Raw genomic sequence first — 16,451 nt, 5'->3', positions numbered from 1 at the left:
ATTGTGTGCACTGAACAGGTCTCACTCAGCGGAAGTGATCACTGCGATCCTGCTCGATCAAGAGATCATCGAGGATGAGCCGGGATCACGCACCCACATTCAGGCTACTCTTTTAATCGAGGGAAGGAGACCCCATGGGTCGAGTGCAGGACAAGGTCGTCTTCATCACCGGGGCCGCGCGCGGTCAGGGCCGTGCCCACGCGATCCGGCTCGCCGCGGAGGGAGCCGACATCATCGCCGTGGACCTGTGCGAGGACATCGCCACCAACGGCTACCCGCTGGCCACCGAGGAGGACCTGGACGAGACGGTGCGGAAGGTCGAGAAGCTCGGCCGGCGCATCGTGGCCCGGAAGGCCGACGTGCGTGATCCGGCCGCGCTCAAGGCGGCCGTGGCCGAGGGGGTGGCCGAGCTGGGGCGGCTCGACGCCGTCGTCGCCCAGGCCGGCATCGCGCCGCTGGGAAGCGGGCAGAGCGTCCAGGCGTTCATCGACGCCGTCACGGTCGACTTCAACGGCGTCGTGCACGCCGTCGAGGCCGCCCTGCCGCATCTGCCCGACGGCGGCTCGATCGTGGCGACGGGTTCCATCGCGGCGCTGACCCCGGCGAGCGTCGACAACCCCGCCAACGGCCCCGGCGGGCTGGGCTACTCCTTCGCCAAGCGCCAAGTCGCCGCGTTCGTGCACGACTTGGCGACGGTGCTGCTGTCCCGGCGGATCCGGGTCAACGCGCTGCACCCCACCAACGTCAACACGGACATGCTCAACAACGACCTCATGTACCGGTCGTTCCGGCCCGACCTCGACCGTCCGACCCGCGAGGACGCCCTGCTCTCGTTCCCCGCGACGACCGGTATGGGCAACCCCTATGTCGAGCCCGAGGACATCGCCGACACCGTGCTCTTCCTCGTCTCCGACGAGTCCCGCTACGTCACCGGCATGCAGATGCGGGTCGACGCCGGCGGTTACGTCAGGAAGCGTCCCCAACTGCCCACGTTCTGACCGCCGGCTCCACCCCGTCGGTCATGTCGATGACCACCTTGCCGGTGGTGCGCCGCCGCGCCACGTCGGTCAGGGCGGACGCCACCTCGGCGAGGGGGTGGACGCGGGAGACGAGCGGGCGCATCCCGTCCCGGACCATCCGGGCGAGCGCCCGGTCGCCGGCGGCCACCGCGTCCGGGGCGTACTGGCGCAGCATGCGGATCTCGAAGCCCCGTACCACCGCGTCCTTCAGCAGCACCAGGTTCAGCGGGATCCGCGGGATCTTCCCGTCGGCGTAGCCCACCGTGACGAACCGGCCGCCCCGCCGCAGCGCCCGCAGGGCGGCCTCCGCGTGATCGCCGCCCACGGGGTCGACCACGAGGTGGGCGCCCTCGCCGCCGGTCAGTTCACGGATACCCGTCTTCAGGTCCTCGCGGACGTAGTCGACACCGGCCTCCGCGCCGAGCTCCCGGGCGACCGCGAGCCGTTCCTGACTCGACGCCGCCGCGACCACGCGCATCCCGAGCCGGGTGGCGATGTCGACGGCCGCGGAGCCGACCCCGCCGGCGGCCCCGAGCACCGCCGCCCACTCCCCCGCCGTGCCCTGCCCGACGGTGACCAGGGAGTGGTAGGCGGTCGCGTACGTCACGTGGAACGCGGCGGCATGCACCATGTCGAGCCCGTCGGGAACGGGACGCAGGCCCGTGACCGGTACCACGACCTGCTCCGCGAACGCGCCCGTCAGTACCGCCCCGGCCACGGGTGAGCCGACCGGCGGGCCGGCCACCCCGGGCCCCAGCGCGGCCACGACACCGGCGAACTCACTGCCGGGTGTGAACGGCAGCGGCGCACGGACCTGGTAACGGTTCGCCACGAGCAGCACGTCCGGGAAGTTGACCGCGGCGGCGTGCACCCGGACCAGCACCTCCCCCGGGCCGGGTTCGAGGTCGTCCCGTTCGACGACCTCCAGACCGCCCGGAGGCCCGTACTGCGTGCAGTGTGCGGCTCTCATCGTGCCCTCCCCGCGGTCGGCGTCGCCGGTTCCCGGGGCAGGCCGAGCACCTGTTCGGCGATGGTGTTGCGCTGGATCTCGGCGGTGCCCGCCCCGATCGTCGAGGCCCGGGTGCGCAGGAAACCCCAGACCCAGCGCCCTCGCTGCACGGCGTGCGGATCGCGCCTGCCGAGGATCCCGTACGGTCCCAGCATCTCCAGGGCGAACTCGTGCAGTTCCTGCTCGAAGGTCACGATGAACAGCCGCGACGTGGAGGAGGCCGGGCCGGGCTCACCCTTCGCCATGATGTCGGCGATGGTGCGCATCCCGGTGAGCCGCATGATCGTCACCCGGATCTCGAAGTCCGCGAGCCGGTCGCGCACCAGGGGGTCGGCGGTCGCCCCGCGTGCGTGCGCCAGCTCTATCAGTTCGTCCAGCACCCGCCGGTACAGGGCCGCCTGGTTCATCGCGCCGGCGGCGCGTTCGTGGCCGAGGCTCGTCCGCACCAGCGGCCAGCCGCCGTTCTCGGGGCCGATCCGGTCGGCGACCGGCACGCGGACGTCGTCGAAGAAGATCTCGCAGAAGCGCGCCTCCCCGGTCAGGTCCCGCAAGGGGCGCACATGCACGCCCGGGGCGTGGGCGTCGATCAGGAGGTAACTGATGCCGTCCTGGCGGGAGTCGGGGGATCCGGTGCGGACGAGGGTGAAGAGGACGTCGGCGATGTCGGCCGAACTGTTCCACACCTTCTGCCCGTTGACGACGTACTGCGCGCCTTCGCGATGTGCCGTCGTGCGCAGCGCCGGCAGGTCCGAACCGGCCTCCGGTTCCGAATAGCCCTGCGCCCACACCGAGTCGCCGCGCAGCATGGGGCGCAGGAAACGCTCCTTCTGCTCGGTCGTGCCGTAGGTGACGAGGGTGGGGGCGGCGATGCCGAGGCCGGTGCCCAGGGGTCCGGGGACCCGGGCTCGCGCGTACTCCTCCTGATAGATGACCTGGCGGGCGAAGGACAGGTCCATGCCGCCGTACTCGAGCGGCCAGCTCGGGCCGGCGTATCCGGCGTCGTACAGCCTGGCCAGCCATCTCTTCTGCCACGCGAGGCGCTCGGCGGGGTCTTCGGGGCGGCGGCCGGGGTGGTGCTCCGTCAGGAAGGCCCGCAGGCGGGCGCGGAACTGCTCGTCGGTCTCGGCCGCTGTCATCGCGGAGCCATGCGGATGGCGCCGTCGAGGCGGATGGTCTGACCGTTGAGATAGGGGTTCTCCAGCGTCTCCACGGCGAGACGGGCGAAGTCGTCCGGGTCGCCGAGGCGCTTGGGGTGCGGAACGGTCGCGGCGAGTCCGTCACGGATGTCGGCGCGCAGCCGGCCCAGCATGGGGGTGTCCATGATGCCCGGGGCGATGGTGTTGACGCGGATCTGCCAACTGGCCAGATCGCGGGCGGCGACGAGGGTCATGCCGTGCACGCCCGCCTTGGCGGCGGTGTAGGAGGTCTGGCCGATCTGGCCGTCGAAGGCCGCGACGGAGGCGGTCAGCACGACGGCTCCGCGGTCTCCGTCCACGACGTCGTTGGCGGACAGCCGCGCGGCGGCCAGACGCAGCACGTTGTACGTGCCGATCAGGTTGACGCGTACGACCTCGGCGAACGTCTCGAGCTCGCCGGGCTTGCGGTCGCGGTCGATGATCCGGGTGCGGTCGCCGCCCCGCCCGGCGCAGTGCACGACGAAGCGCAGCGGACCGAGTTCCCGCGCGGCGTCGAGCGCCGCGGTGACCGCGTGCTCGTCGGTGACATCGGCGCGGACGAAACGCGCGGCGTCACCGAGGTCGGCGGCCGCTTTGACGCCCTGCTCCTCGGAGAGGTCGGCCAGGACGACCTGGCCGCCTCGGTCGATGATGCGGCGCGCGGTGGCCAGTCCCAGGCCGGAGGCGCCGCCGGTGACCAGTGCCGCAGAACCGTCGATGTTCATGTTCGACTCCTCACGGGAGGGGTTCACAGTCCCAGGGATTTGCTGATGATGGTCTTCAGGACCTCGCTGGTGCCGCCGTAGATGCGGGTGACCCGCGCGTCGGCGTACAGCCGGGCGATCGGGGACTCGAGGATGTAGCCGTAGCCGCCGTGCAGTTGCAGACAGCGGTCGACCACGCGGCCCTGGGTCTCGGTGCAGAACAGCTTGGTCTTCGCCGCGTCGGCCGGGCTCAGTTCGCCGGCGACCAGCGCGGCGATCGCCGCGTCCAGCAGGGCCTGGGAGGCTTCCAGCTCGGTCGCCATGGCGGCGAGTTCGAACTTCGTGTTCTGGAAGTGGGCGACCGGCTTGCCGAACACCGTCCGGTCGCGGACGTAGCCGAGGGTCAGGTCGATCGCGGCGCGGGCCTGGGCGACGGCGCCGACCGCGATGGCCAGCCGTTCCTGGGCCAGGTTGCGGCCTAGGTGGGTGAAGGCGGCGCCTTCCTCGCCCAGGAGGTCGGCGGCGGGAACACGGACGTCGTCGAAGGACAGCTCCACCGTGTCCTGGACGGCGAGCCCGATCTTCTCCAGCTTGCGCCCGACCGCGAAGCCGGGCATGCCCTTCTCCACCACGAGCAGGGACAGGCCGGCGCGCCGGTCGTCCGGGTCGGTGGCGGTGCGGGCCACGACGATCACCAGGTCGGCGTGGTGGCCGCCGGTGATGAAGGTCTTGGCGCCGTTCAGCGTGTAGTGGTCGCCGTCCCGGACCGCTCGTGTCGTGACGCCGGCGAGGTCGGAGCCCGTACCCGGTTCGCTCATCGCGATCGCCGTGTACAGCTCGCCGGAGGCCAGTCCCGGGAACCAGCGGGCCCGCTGCCCTTCGTCGGCGAGGCCCGTGAAGTACGGGAGGACCACGTCGAGATGGGTGCGCAGGCCGCCCAGCGTGACGCCCGCGCGGGCGCACTCCTCCTGGATGACGACGTTGAAGCGGTAGTCGTCCCGGCCGCCTCCGCCGTACTCCTCGGGGACGGCCGTACCGAGGATCCCGAGCTTGCCCAACGAGGTGAACAACTCGCGGGGGACGAGGCCGGCGCGCCACCAGTCCTCGTACACCGGGAGCACCTCACGGACGAGGAAGTCACGGACGAGGAGACGGAAGTCCTCATGGTCCTGCTCGAACAGGGTCCGGCGCATCGGATCTCCTTCGACTCTCGACCCTATTCAGTATACGCAATTACCCAGTCATGGCACAGAGGAACGCCCCATGGCGCATGGAAGCGCATGGGGCGTGGGGAATGAGTGTCAGTAAATCAGTGCCACCAGGGGATGAGCGCGTCCAGATGGCGGCGCATCCGGTGCCGGGCCACGCCCGCGTCGCCCTGCGCGATCGCGTCCAGGATGCGCTGATGGACGTGCTGCACCTCGTCGGCCGCCGTGTCTCCGGGCAGCGGCCGGTCACGGCCGGACGCGTGCCGGCGGAACAGCTCGGTGATGATCGCGAGGAAGAGCGACAGCACCGGGTTGTCGGCCAGGGCCGCCAGTTCGGAGTGGAACAGGTCGGCCTTGCGCAGATCGTCGGCCGGACCCTCGGTGGTCCAGCGGACCGCCTTCGTGAGGCGCTCGGCGACCTCCGTGTCGCCCTCGGCGTGCCGGGCCGTCACCCTGGCGACCACGCCGAGTTCGATGGCGTTGCGGACGATCCGCAGGTCGTCGGCCGTGACGCCCTGATACTCGAGGAAGAGCGCCATCGTGTCGATGCTGGCCTGCGGCTCGGGCGAGGTGACGACCAGTCCGCCGCCGGGCCCGCGGCGCATCCGGGCGACCTGGTGGTACTCCAGCAGACGAACGGCCTCCCGCAGGACAGCCCGGCTGATCTCGTAGCGGGCCAGCAGATCCGTCTCCGAACCGAGCACCATGCCGATCTGCCAACCCCGCGCGGCGATGTCGTCATGGATCCGGGCGGCCACCACTTCGGCGAGCTTGGCCCGTGGCCCTTCGACCAGTTCGGGATCGACCACGTTCCCCGAGATCCGCTGTCCGCGGCGCACCCGGTGCTTCTCGATCCACCCGGCCACCGACTCCAGATGCGCGGTGAGCTCCGTCTGCGCGCGGGCGCCGTCGTCGGCGATCACCGCGTCGATGACGGCCTTGTGCTCCCGGTGCGAGGTCTCCTTCGCCGCGTGCATCTCCGCCTTGGAGACACGCCGGGAGGTGTTCGCGTACCGGGCGGTGAGGCGGGTGAGCACGTCGATGAAAAGGTGCAGAACCGGATTGCCCGACAACTGGCCGAGCACCGGGTGCAACGGGTCCTGCGAATGGACCGACGGGTCGTCCCAGTGGGAGAGCTCGGAGTCGAGCGTCGCACGGAGCGTGGCGATGCCCTCTTCGGTGATCCGTTCGGCGGCGAGACCCGCGGCGATCGGTTCGAGGAGCTGGCGGGCTTTCAGCAGGTCCGTGACGCTGGTGCCGACGTACTCGAGGTAGATCACCATGGCCCGGGTCGCCGGTCCCGCGTCGGGGGCGCAGACGATCAGTCCGCCGCCCGGGCCCCGTCGCATCCTCGCGACCTGATGGTGCTCGACCAGACGCACCGCCTCGCGCAGCACCGCACGGCTCACCCCGAGCTGCTCCCGCAGGTCCACCTCGGAGCCCAGCGAATCGCCGACGGGCCAGCCCTGGCGGATCACGGTCGCCTCGATGCGCTGCGCGGTCTGCGCGGCCAGCTTGCCGACCGGGGCGCCGGTCTCGCCGTCGGCGGGCTCGCGGTCGACGGCAGTCGCCATGGGCCAACTCCTCTGCGGGGATATCGCGGATCCCCAGTCTATTCGGCACACGAGCAGGCGACGCGCGGGTCGGACGCCCTACAGCGAGATCGGGCTACTGATTCCGCCGTACACCCCTGGCCGCCGACTCGACGACCTGGTTAGAGTACCCTCATTTCGAGATCGCTCGCACGAGGACCGAGGAGTCGGCAGCGTGATGCGACTGGACCCCACACCCGAACTCGAGGCGTTCCGGGAGAAAGTGCGCGCCTTCGTGGCGGAGCACGCGCCCGGCGTCAAGACCCACTCCGGGGTGCGCGCACCCGAGCCGGCCCTGATGCCGGCGATCCGGGAGTGGACCGCGAAGCTGTACGAGGCCGGCCTCCTCGGCATCGACTGGCCCGTCGAGTACGGCGGCCGGCCCGACGCCCATCCTCTCGAACCGTTCGTCGTCGCCGAGGAGATCGCCCGCGCCCGTACCTGGCCGCCCGTCGGCGCGGCCTCGTTGGCTTCGGGCGCCCTGCTCGACTTCGGCACCGACGAACAGCGGGGGCGTTTCCTGCCTCGCATCCGCACCTGCGAAGACGTGTGGTGCCAGCTGTTCAGCGAGCCGGAGGCGGGCAGCGACCTGGCGGCACTGCGCACCCGGGCACGCCGGGAGGGCGGCGGCCCCGAGGATCCTGACGCGGTGTTCGTCGTCGACGGCCAGAAGGTGTGGACGACCAACGGCCAGCACGCCGACATGGGTTACCTTCTCGCGCGCACCGACGCCGCCGCCCCGAAGCACAAGGGCATCACGGCGTTCGCGCTGGACATGCGCAGCGAGGGGGTCGACGTACGGCCGCTGCGCGAGATCACCGGGACCACCGACTTCAACGAGGTCTTCCTCGACGGCGTCCGGATCCCGGCCGCGAACGTGATCGGCCGGGTGAACGACGGCTGGCGGGTGGCGATGAGCAGCCTCGGCCGTGAACGTTCCGGCGTGGCCGCCCGCGGCGCCGAGCTGTTCGCCGTGCTGGACGACCTGGCGGGGCTCGCGGAGGCGACGCCGGTGCGCGGCCGCCCCGCGCTCGACGACTCCGCCACCCGGCAGGCGATCGGTGAACTCGCCGCCCGGGTGCACGTGAACGGCGCGATGATCTCTCTCGCGCAGTCGCGGATGCTGCACGGCACGGAACAGCCCGCCGACGCCCTCCTCGGCAAGATCTTCTTCAGCGACCTCAACCACGACCTGGCCGACTTCGGTCTGCGTCTTCAGGGCACGGACGGCCTGCTCACCGAGTACGACCCGGAGGCGGTGGCCGACGGCTGGTGGCAGGACGCCCATCTGTACTCACGCGCGTACACGATCGCCGGCGGGGCGAACGAGGTTCTGCGGACCCAGGCGGCCGAGCGGGGGCTGGGGTTGCCGCGGGAACGTCGCTGATCGCTTCCGCCCGCCCCGCGCCCGCAAAATAGACCGCTCGGTCAATAGGCGCGGACAGAACGAGCCGACGACGCCCCGGACTATTGATTGTACCGAACGGTCTACGTAAGGTTCCCTCAGTTGTGACGACGAGAGAACGAGGGAACCATGACCGAGCGCGTGGTCGGTACCGACGCCACGGAAGAGCTGCCGGAGTATCCGTCGCCCCGATCGAGCCAGTGCCCGTTCGCGCCGCCGCCGGGTCTGCTCGAACTGCACGACGCCGGGAAGCCCGTCGTACGTGCCAGGACATGGGACGGCACCACCCCGTGGGTCGTCACGTCGCACGCCACCCAGCGTCAGCTGCTGACCGACCCGCGGCTCAGCGCGAACATCGGCGCGCCCGGATACCCTCACACGACCGAGGCCATGAAGGCGCACGCGGCCGAGATCCAGCCGTCGATCAACAACACCGACGGCGCCGAGCACACCCGGTGGCGCCGGATGCTGACGAACTCGTTCACCCGTCACCGCATGGAGAGACTCCGCCCGGAGATCCAGCAGATCACCGACGACCTCATCGACAGGATGCTGGCCGGGCCCCGCCCGACCGACCTCAACGAAGCCCTGTCCCTGCCTCTGCCGTCCCTGATGATCTGCGCGCTCCTCGGAGTGCCGTACGAGGACCACGAGTTCTTCCAGAAGCACGCCGGAGTCACCAACGCCCGGTTCAAGACCGCCAAGGAGGCTGCCCGGTCGACGGCGGATCTGCGCCGTTACATCTCCGGGCTCATCGAGGCCAAGATGGACGACCCCGGTGAGGACGTCCTCTCCGACCTCGGCGCCCGGGTCAAGGAGGGCGTGCTCTCCATGGCGGAAGCGGCCCCGTTGGGGCACATCCTGCTCGTCGCCGGTCACGACACCAGTGCCAACATGATCACGCTGGGCACCGCCCTGCTGTTGCAGAATCCCGACCAGCTCGCGGGCCTGCGTGAACACTCCGATGATCCGAAGTATGTGACGAAGGCCGTCGAGGAGCTGCTGCGTTATCTCACCATCCCGCATCTGCTGGCGCGGCGGGCGGTGGTGGAGGACATCGAGATCGACGGCGAGATCCTCCGCGCGGGCGAGGGCGTCATCGCGTCGCTACCGGCGGCCAACTGGGACCCGCTGGCGTTTCCGGACCCCGAGAAGGTCGACCTCACCCGCACCGCCGCGCATCACCATGCGTTCGGCTGGGGACCGCACCAGTGCGTCGGGCAGCAGTTGGCCCGCATCGAACTGCACGTCGTGTTCAGCACCCTGTTCCGCCGGGTGCCGACGCTGCGACTCGCGGTCGACGTCTCGGAGCTCAAGTTCAAGGAGGACTCGCAGGCCTACGGGATCTACGACCTCCCCGTCACCTGGTAACCCGGTGTTCCCGCAGAAGGAGTCGGCTCCATGGCCACGATGAAGTCCGTCCGGACCGGCGCGAAGAACGACATCGAGGTCGTGGAGGTCGAGCGCCCCGCGCCCGGCCCGCAGGACGTCCTCGTGCGGATCCGCGCCTGCGGCATCTGCGGTACCGACGCTTTCTTCGTCCGGAGCGGCGGCACCCCGTACGACATCACCGGCTCGGTGGTCCCGCTGCCGCTCGGACACGAACCGGCCGGTGAGGTCGTCGAGGTGGGCTCCGCGATCACGGACCTCGCGATCGGCGACCGGGTGGTCGTCAACCCGCAGGCCGCGCCGTCCGGCATCATCGGCTGCGGCGGCGAGCTGGGCGGGATGAACGAGTACCTGCTCGTCGAGAACGCCGTCGTGGGCACGAGTGTGGCGGTGTTCCCGGACGAGCTGCCCTTCGGCGTGGCCGCGCTGAACGAGCCCCTGGCGGTGGCTCGGCACTGCGTCAACCGCTCGGAGGCGAAGCCCGGCGACAAGGTCGTCGTCTTCGGTGCCGGGACGATCGGGCTGGCCACGACCATCTGGCTGAAGCTGCGCGGGGTGGAGCACGTGGTCGTCGCCGATGTCATCCCCGAGCGGCTGGAGACCGCACTGGCCGTCGGCGCGGACGCCGTGATCAACTCCGCCGAGGAGGACGTCACCGCCCGGCTGACCGAGCTGCACGGCGAGGCGGCCAACGCGCTGGGCCAGCCGCGTGCCGGTACCGACGTCTACATCGACGCCGCCGGTGTCGCCGCCGTCTTCAAGGCCACGGTCGACGCCGCCAAGTGGGGCGCCAAACTGGTCATGGTCGGTGTGCAGAAACCGTCCGAGGCGATCGACCTGGGCGCCATGCTCCGTAGCGAGCTCACCCTCATCGCTTCCCAGGGGTATCCGACCGAGATCTTCGAGGTGACCGCGGAACTCGCGGAGCACCAGGACCGCTTCGCCCGGCTGATCAGTCACCAGGTGCCGTTCGCCGAGGTGACACGGGCCTTCGAGCTGGCGCTGACCCCCGGAGCCGCGGAGAAGGTCATCGTCACCTTCGACGACTGACTTGATCCTCAGTGCTGCCACGGTGTTCGTTCTGCGTGCGGGGCGGTCTTCCGGGGCTGTGTCCGTGTTGCTCGCAGTGGCTCCGGGATCCACTCGCTCACCGAGCGGACCGGTCTGCCCCTGTCCGACGGAGTTTCGGGAGCGAGCCCGCCGCGACAGCCAGGCTCCGATCCTTCTGGTCAAGGGCTTCCCGCCGATCCGCTCCGGCCGCGGCCGACGGGCGTCCGGGCCGGCGACCGCCGTTCGGATCACCCCAGGCGGCCCTTCAGGTGATTGCCGGACGCCTGATGAGCCAGGCGGCCGACGCAGGGGTATGACGCCTCAGCAGGGAACGAACGAAGAACGCCGTGAGGAGCCTTGGTGATGTACGCAGCAGTCCGGCGGTACGAAGGGGTGACCGATGCGGCCGAGGCCGCACGTCTCGTGAACGAGGGGTTCGTGCCGCTCATGCGCCAGGTCTCCGGCTTCGTGGCCTACTACTGGATCGACACCGGGGACGCAGTGATGGTCTCGACCAGCGTCTTCCAGGACCGGGCCGGCGCCGACGAATCGATCTCGCGGGCCGCGGACTTCGTGCGGGACAACCTCGCGTCGCTGCTCCCCCACCCTCCCCAGGTCATGGCCGGCGAGGTGGTGGCCTCCGCGTGACAGTGCTCGGCCCGCCCGCACGAGACGGCTCCGGGGCCGTACCGGCCCGCTGCCCACTTGGTCGCCCCGCACCGTCTTGATCCCGCCGGTTGCGTCGGCCGCGGCGAGGACCGGGAACACGGCTCGGCATGGATCACCAAGCCGCGTGCACGGACCACGATCGTCCCGTCAGCGGCATCCGAACGCCGGCTGATCTACCAGCCGCTCCGTGGGAACGAGTGTCTCCTACGGCCTCGGCCGACTGTCGAACGCCGCCGGTCCGCTGATCGTCGCCTCGCTCTACAACGGCCACGGCTACCAGAGCGTCCTCTACTTCATCGCCGGCACCTGGCTGCTCGGCGCGATCGCCCTGGCCGCCTTCGGAACCCGCACGCGTTCGGCACGCCTCACCCAGTCGGAGCGGCAACGCGTGAGCCTCCCCGCCTGAGGCGGGCCGGTCCGAAGGAGACCGGCTACTCAGCCCTCCTCAGCAGCATCGCCCCCGACGGCACTCCCCCGCCCGCCGTCACCACCGCGACCCGGGCGTCGTCGACCTGGCGGTCCGGCGCGTCGCCGCGCAACTGGAGCATGGCCTCGCGGACGAAGCCGAAGCCGTGCAGGCGGCCCGCCGAGAGCTGGCCGCCGTGCGGGTTCAGCGGGAGGTCGCCGTCCAGGGCGATGGTCTTGCCGCCGGCGACGAAGTCGGTCGCCTCGCCCGGTCCGCAGAAGCCGAGGCCCTCGATCCAGGACAGGGCGTTGAAGGTGAACCCGTCGTAGAGCAGGGCGACATCGACGTCGGCGGGTGTGAGGTCGGTCCGCGTCCACAGATGGGCCGAGGGGCTGTGCGACTGCGGCAGGTGGGTCAGGGTGTCCTGGTCCCAGCTGAGGCGTTCGAGCACGGCCGTGCCGACGGCCTCTACCAGGACGGGCGGCCGGGGCCGGTCGTACGCCGTCTCGATCGCGGAGACGACGACGGCCACCGCCCCGTCGCACGGCACGTCGCAGTCGTAGAGCCCGAACGGTGTGGTGATCACGCGGGCGTCGAAGTAGTCGTCGAGGGTCATGGGGTCGCGGTGCAGGGCCTCGGGATTGCGGGCCGCGTTCGCCCGCGCGGTGACGGCGATGGCGCCGAGGGCCTCGCGGCCGACACCGTAACGGTGCATGTAGTGCGAGGCGTTGCAGCCGATCCACTGCGCGGCCGACATGGCTCCGAAGGGTGCCCGGAACTCGAACATGCCGGTGGCGCGGCCGCCGGACGACGCCTTCCACCGGCCGGACCGGACCAGGGCACTGTGCGAGGACTCCCACACCGTGCGGAAGCACAGCACGTGCCGGCACAGTCCGGCGGCGACCGCGAGCATGCCGGCGGTGATCGAGCCGATCTGGCCCGGCACCTCACGGGCGCCGTTGGCCCAGGTGGGGCGCAGTTGCAGAGCCTCGGTGAGAGCGGTGACGCCGCCTTCGCTCATACCGTCGGGGCTCGGTCCGGGGTAGGTGGAGAGCCCGTCGATCTCGTCGAGGTCGAGGCCGGCGTCCGCGACCGCTGCCAGACAGGCGTCGACGGTCAGGGAGAGGGGGTCGGCCATGAGGCGTCGGCCCACGCGGGACTGTCCCACGCCGGTCAGCGCGACCCTGTCCTCGTACTTGCGGGGTGAGGCCATGGGCCGCAGGGCGGTGCGGACGTCGCGGGGCTCGGGCAGCGGGCCGGGGCCCTCGGCGGCCTCGGTCTCCGCATCGGTCTCCGCGTCGGTCTGCGGCTCCGGCTCGAACAGGGGGACGTACACGTCTTCTTCGAGTTGCTCGAAGCACACCCGGACCCGCAGGCCGACGCGCACCTCGTCCGAGTCGCAGCCGACGATGTTCGTCGTCAGCCGCGCCCGGTCGTCCTCCGCGAGGGCGACCACGGCGACGACGTACGGCGGTGGGAACTTCGGCAGCCAGGTCTGGTGGTTGACGCTGAAGCCGACCACCACGGCCCTGCCCGAGACGGGGGCGAGGGCCACCGCGCGGCTACGGCAGGAGGGACACACCGGCAGCGGCGGATGGAAATGACGTCCGCAGTCCCCGCAGTGCGGGATCCTCAGCACCCCGTCGGCCCCGGAACTCCAGAACTCGGCGCTGGCGAGGGTGGGTTGGGGCAGCGGACGTTCGACGCGGGTCGTCACAGCAGCTCGATGATCGTGGCGTTCGCGGTGCCGCCGCCCTCGCACATGGTCTGGAGTCCGTAACGGAGGTTCTCGCTCCGCATCCGGGCCAGGAGCCGTGTCATCAGGATGGCGCCGGAGCCGCCGAGCGGGTGGCCGACCCCGATCGCCCCGCCCAGCGGGTTGAGCCGCTCGGGGTCGGCTCCGGTCTCGGCCAGCCAGGCCAACGGGACCGGGGCGAACGCCTCGTTGACCTCGTACACTCCGATGTCGTCGAGGCTGAGCCCGGACCGGCGGAGCACCTTCTCGGTCGCGGGGATCGGGCCGAGCAGCATGGTGATCGGGTCCGCGCCGCTGACGGCTCCGCAGTGGTAGCGGGCGATCGGGGTGAGGCCGAGTTCGCGGGCCCGCTCGGGGGTGGTGACGAGCAGAGCGGCGGCGCCGTCGGAGATCTGGGAGGAGTTCCCGGCGTGGATCACTCCGTCCTCCCTGAACGACGGCTTGAGGCGGGCGAGCGTCTCGACCGACGTCCCCCGGCGCAGCCCCTCGTCCACGGCGAACTTGGTGCCGTCGACCTCGATCGGCACGATGTGGTCGTCGAAGACACCCGCGTCGATCGCCGCGGCCGCCTTGGCGTGGGACCGTGCGGCGAACTCGTCGAGCCGGGTGCGGGTGAGACCCCAGCGTTCGGCGATCAGTTCGGCGCCGGTGCCCTGGCTGAACTCGACGCCGTCGTAACGGGCCAGCGCTCCGGGTCCGTAGGGCTGTCCCGTGGTGCGGTGCGAGCCGAGCGGCACCCTGCTCATCGTCTCCACCCCGCCCGCGACCACGAGGTCGTACTGGCCCGCCATGACGGCGTGCGCGGCTTGGTCGACCGCCTGCTGGCTGGAGCCGCAGGCCCGGTTGACCGTGACGGCCGGGACGTGTTCGGGCCAGCCGGCGGCGAGCACCGCGAACCGGCCGACGTTGCTCGACTGGTCGCCGATCTGGGTCACACAGCCCCAGACCACGTCGTCGACGGTGCCGGGGTCCACGCCGGTGCGCTCGACGAGGGCGTTCAGCACCTTCGCCGAGAGATCCGCCGCGTGCACCGGGGCCAGCGAGCCGTTGCGCTTGCCGATCGGGGTGCGCACGGCGTCGACGATGACGGCGTCTCGCATGGAAGCTCCTTGAGGTCAGTCGGGGATCTGCACGGCGGCGTCGACTCCCCAGTCCCGGAACACGGCCCGGGTGTCGGCGCCGACGGCCGGCGCCGTGCGGCCTGGGCTCGACGGGGTCGCCGAGAAGCGCGGCGCGGCGGCCGGCTGGATCACTCCGTCGCGAGTGAACAGGCTTGCGCGCCCGGCCAGATGGGGATGTGCCGCCGCTTCGGTGAGGCTGAGGACGGGTGCCACGCAGGCGTCGGTGCCCTCGAACAACGCCGCCCACTCGTCCCGGGTGCGCTCCGCGAAGAGCCGGGTCAGCAGCCGCCGTAGCTCCGGCCAGGTCGACCGGTCGTGCTGCCGGTCCGGGTCGACCTCCAGGCCGAGCAGTTGGACGAGGCACCGGTAGAACTTGCGCTCCAGCGCGCCGACCGCCACATGCCGGCCGTCCTTGGTCGCGTACACGGCGTAGAAGGGCCAGCCGCCGTCGAAGCGGTTGACGCCCCGCTCGTCGTGCCACTCGTCGCGGGCGAGCTTGGCGAAGGTGCTGGCGAGGAGGTGGGCGGTGCCGTCGACGATGGCCGCGTCGACGACCTGGCCGCGGCCGGTGCGGGCGGCGGCGTGCAGGGCGGCCAGTACGCCGATCACGAGGTAGCAGCCGCCGCCCCCGAAGTCGCCGACGAGGTTCAGCGGTATCTGCGGCGGGCCGCCCGCGTCCCCGATGGCGCCGAGCGCGCCCGTCAGCGCGATGTAGGTGAGGTCGTGGCCGGCCGCGGCGGCGAGCGGTCCGTCCTGGCCCCAGCCGGTCATCCGGCCGTAGACCAGACGGGGGTTGCGGGCCAGGCAGTCGTGCGGTCCGATGCCCAGCCGTTCGGTGACGCCGGGACGGAACCCCTCGATCAACACGTCCGCGCGCTCGACGAGTCGGAGGAGTGCGGCGGTCGCGGCCGGGTCCTTCAGATCGAGCACGACCGAGCGCTTGCCCCGGTTGAGCACGTCCGCCGGTCCGCCCGCGTCCGTCTCGTCCGCGCGCTCGGGCCGGTCCACGCGGACGACCTCCGCCCCGAGGTCGGCCAGGAGCATCCCGGCGAACGGCCCCGGCCCGATGCCGCCGAGTTCGACGACCCGGCAGCCGGCGAGCGGTCCTGTCGTCATCACCCCTCCTTCGGTCGAGGACGCTTGATCGGACGTACGGCGACACTTGATCGGGCGTACGGCACTGTCAGCGGCCCTTCCAGACCGGCGCCCGCTTCTCGGCGAAGGCCGCCGCCCCTTCCCGGGCGTCCTGCGACCGGAACACCGGCTCGGCGATGTCGACCTGCTTGGCCCATGCCTCCGCCAGGGTCCAGTCGGCGGTGGAGCGCGCTATCTCCTTGGTCGCCGCGACCGCCAGGGGGCCGTTCGCCGCGATGGTCTCGGCGAGTCCCAGCGCGCCGTCGAGCGCGCCGCCCTCGTCGGTGAGCCGGTTGACCAGGCCGTACGCGGCCGCCCGTTCGGCATCGATCGGTTGGCCGGTCAGCAGGAGTTCCAGGGCGATCGCGTACGGGATCCGGCGGGGCAGATGGAGCGCGGCTCCCGCGCGGGCCACCAGCGACCGGGTCACCTCCGGCACGCCGAGCCGCGCCGTGCGGGCGGCGACGACCAGATCGCAGGCCAGCAGCAGTTCGAAACCGCCGGCCAGGGCCCAGCCCTCGACGGCGGCGATCAGTGGCTTGCGCGGCGGTGTCATGCTGATCCCGCACAGTCCGCGGCCCTCGATCGCGGGGCTCTCACCGCGCAGCCACGCCTTGAGGTCCATCCCCGCCGAGAACGTCCCGCCCGACCCCGTGAGCACGCCGACCCGCAGCTCGTCCGACTCGTCGAGCTCGTCCACCGCGGCCGCCACCCCGGCGGCCACCCCGGCGTCCAGCGCGTTCTTGACCGCAGGACGGTTGATCGTGATGACCTGGACCGCGCCGCGGCGCTCCACCAGTACGTCGTCGGACAC

The 16,451-nt window shown here is 71.3% G+C and carries 14 protein-coding genes and 1 pseudogene; 6 read left to right on the top strand and 9 right to left on the bottom strand.

Annotated elements, in window-relative coordinates; genetic code table 11:
- Positions 1 to 134: 134 nt before the first annotated feature.
- Positions 135 to 998 (top strand): mycofactocin-coupled SDR family oxidoreductase, encoded by an 864-nt coding sequence (locus ACIRPU_RS29880; protein ID WP_403872665.1) that lies wholly within the window; start codon positions 135 to 137, stop codon positions 996 to 998.
- On the opposite strand, the gene ACIRPU_RS29875 is transcribed toward ACIRPU_RS29880, so the two are convergent.
- The 5 genes from ACIRPU_RS29875 to ACIRPU_RS29855 form a co-directional block, all read right to left on the bottom strand.
- The gene (locus ACIRPU_RS29875; protein WP_403872663.1) at positions 967 to 1,989 is read right to left on the bottom strand and encodes an NADPH:quinone oxidoreductase family protein; all 1,023 of its coding nucleotides are present in this window, start codon (positions 1,987 to 1,989) and stop codon (positions 967 to 969) included. The two genes, ACIRPU_RS29880 and ACIRPU_RS29875, sit on opposite strands and share 32 nt — an antisense overlap.
- Positions 1,986 to 3,164 (bottom strand): acyl-CoA dehydrogenase family protein, encoded by a 1,179-nt coding sequence (locus ACIRPU_RS29870; protein ID WP_403872661.1) that lies wholly within the window; start codon positions 3,162 to 3,164, stop codon positions 1,986 to 1,988. The genes ACIRPU_RS29875 and ACIRPU_RS29870 overlap by 4 nt, the downstream gene beginning before the upstream one ends.
- Entirely contained in the window at positions 3,161 to 3,928 is a 768-nt protein-coding gene (locus ACIRPU_RS29865; protein WP_403872659.1) for an SDR family NAD(P)-dependent oxidoreductase, read from the bottom strand. Before ACIRPU_RS29865 ends, ACIRPU_RS29870 begins: the two co-directional genes overlap by 4 nt.
- 23 nt (positions 3,929 to 3,951) lie before the next feature.
- The gene (locus ACIRPU_RS29860; protein WP_403872657.1) at positions 3,952 to 5,100 is read right to left on the bottom strand and encodes an acyl-CoA dehydrogenase family protein; all 1,149 of its coding nucleotides are present in this window, start codon (positions 5,098 to 5,100) and stop codon (positions 3,952 to 3,954) included.
- Between the two features lie 116 nt (positions 5,101 to 5,216).
- Positions 5,217 to 6,689, bottom strand: a complete 1,473-nt coding sequence (locus tag ACIRPU_RS29855) for a FadR/GntR family transcriptional regulator (RefSeq protein WP_403872655.1) — start codon at positions 6,687 to 6,689, stop codon at positions 5,217 to 5,219.
- 196 nt (positions 6,690 to 6,885) lie between these two features.
- Here ACIRPU_RS29855 and ACIRPU_RS29850 point away from each other — a divergent pair, with 196 nt between their 5' ends.
- The 5 genes and pseudogenes from ACIRPU_RS29850 to ACIRPU_RS29830 form a co-directional block, all read left to right on the top strand.
- On the top strand, positions 6,886 to 8,094 hold the full coding sequence (locus tag ACIRPU_RS29850; RefSeq protein ID WP_403872783.1) for an acyl-CoA dehydrogenase family protein: 1,209 nt from the start codon (positions 6,886 to 6,888) through the stop codon (positions 8,092 to 8,094).
- 147 nt (positions 8,095 to 8,241) lie between these two features.
- Positions 8,242 to 9,483, top strand: coding sequence for a cytochrome P450 (locus tag ACIRPU_RS29845; RefSeq protein ID WP_403872653.1), 1,242 nt, complete (start codon positions 8,242 to 8,244; stop codon positions 9,481 to 9,483).
- A 30-nt stretch (positions 9,484 to 9,513) separates the two neighbouring features.
- Entirely contained in the window at positions 9,514 to 10,551 is a 1,038-nt protein-coding gene (locus ACIRPU_RS29840; protein WP_403872651.1) for a zinc-binding dehydrogenase, read from the top strand.
- Between the two features lie 363 nt (positions 10,552 to 10,914).
- Complete coding sequence (locus tag ACIRPU_RS29835; RefSeq protein WP_403872649.1) at positions 10,915 to 11,199, top strand: hypothetical protein; 285 nt, start codon at positions 10,915 to 10,917, stop codon at positions 11,197 to 11,199.
- Between the two features lie 199 nt (positions 11,200 to 11,398).
- A pseudogene (locus tag ACIRPU_RS29830) lies at positions 11,399 to 11,626 on the top strand (MFS transporter); the annotation flags it as partial.
- A gap of 25 nt (positions 11,627 to 11,651) precedes the next feature.
- Here the strand turns inward: ACIRPU_RS29830 and ACIRPU_RS29825 are convergent.
- The 4 genes from ACIRPU_RS29825 to ACIRPU_RS29810 all read right to left on the bottom strand — a co-directional run bounded on the left by ACIRPU_RS29825 (position 11,652) and on the right by ACIRPU_RS29810 (position 16,451).
- A complete protein-coding gene (locus ACIRPU_RS29825; RefSeq protein WP_403872647.1) occupies positions 11,652 to 13,343 on the bottom strand; it encodes a thiolase C-terminal domain-containing protein in 1,692 nt (563 codons plus the stop codon).
- Positions 13,340 to 14,482, bottom strand: coding sequence for a thiolase family protein (locus ACIRPU_RS29820; RefSeq protein WP_355707198.1), 1,143 nt, complete (start codon positions 14,480 to 14,482; stop codon positions 13,340 to 13,342). Before ACIRPU_RS29820 ends, ACIRPU_RS29825 begins: the two co-directional genes overlap by 4 nt.
- Before the next feature lie 15 nt (positions 14,483 to 14,497).
- Complete coding sequence (locus ACIRPU_RS29815) at positions 14,498 to 15,619, bottom strand: CaiB/BaiF CoA transferase family protein (RefSeq protein ID WP_403872645.1); 1,122 nt, start codon at positions 15,617 to 15,619, stop codon at positions 14,498 to 14,500.
- A gap of 67 nt (positions 15,620 to 15,686) precedes the next feature.
- On the bottom strand, positions 15,687 to 16,451 hold the full coding sequence (locus ACIRPU_RS29810) for a crotonase/enoyl-CoA hydratase family protein (RefSeq protein ID WP_355707196.1): 765 nt from the start codon (positions 16,449 to 16,451) through the stop codon (positions 15,687 to 15,689).

This window comes from Streptomyces sp. NPDC102259 (assembly GCF_044766465.1).
In the GTDB taxonomy this organism is placed as follows: Bacteria; Actinomycetota; Actinomycetes; order Streptomycetales; family Streptomycetaceae; genus Streptomyces.
Note: the sequence above shows the minus strand (reverse complement) of the source record. Positions and strands in the feature narration are given on the sequence as shown.

Bases quoted from the DNA above. Each gene is read 5' to 3' on its own strand.
- ACIRPU_RS29860 (WP_403872657.1), bottom strand. From the start codon at position 5,100: ATGCGCCGGACCCTGTTCGAGCAGGACCATGAGGACTTCCGTCTCCTC.
- ACIRPU_RS29820 (WP_355707198.1), bottom strand. From the start codon at position 14,482: ATGCGAGACGCCGTCATCGTCGACGCCGTGCGCACCCCGATCGGCAAG.
- ACIRPU_RS29880 (WP_403872665.1), top strand. From the start codon at position 135: ATGGGTCGAGTGCAGGACAAGGTCGTCTTCATCACCGGGGCCGCGCGC.
- ACIRPU_RS29870 (WP_403872661.1), bottom strand. From the start codon at position 3,164: ATGACAGCGGCCGAGACCGACGAGCAGTTCCGCGCCCGCCTGCGGGCC.
- ACIRPU_RS29835 (WP_403872649.1), top strand. From the start codon at position 10,915: ATGTACGCAGCAGTCCGGCGGTACGAAGGGGTGACCGATGCGGCCGAG.
- ACIRPU_RS29840 (WP_403872651.1), top strand. From the start codon at position 9,514: ATGGCCACGATGAAGTCCGTCCGGACCGGCGCGAAGAACGACATCGAG.
- ACIRPU_RS29875 (WP_403872663.1), bottom strand. From the start codon at position 1,989: ATGAGAGCCGCACACTGCACGCAGTACGGGCCTCCGGGCGGTCTGGAG.
- ACIRPU_RS29845 (WP_403872653.1), top strand. From the start codon at position 8,242: ATGACCGAGCGCGTGGTCGGTACCGACGCCACGGAAGAGCTGCCGGAG.
- ACIRPU_RS29865 (WP_403872659.1), bottom strand. From the start codon at position 3,928: ATGAACATCGACGGTTCTGCGGCACTGGTCACCGGCGGCGCCTCCGGC.
- ACIRPU_RS29850 (WP_403872783.1), top strand. From the start codon at position 6,886: ATGCGACTGGACCCCACACCCGAACTCGAGGCGTTCCGGGAGAAAGTG.
- ACIRPU_RS29855 (WP_403872655.1), bottom strand. From the start codon at position 6,689: ATGGCGACTGCCGTCGACCGCGAGCCCGCCGACGGCGAGACCGGCGCC.
- ACIRPU_RS29815 (WP_403872645.1), bottom strand. From the start codon at position 15,619: ATGACGACAGGACCGCTCGCCGGCTGCCGGGTCGTCGAACTCGGCGGC.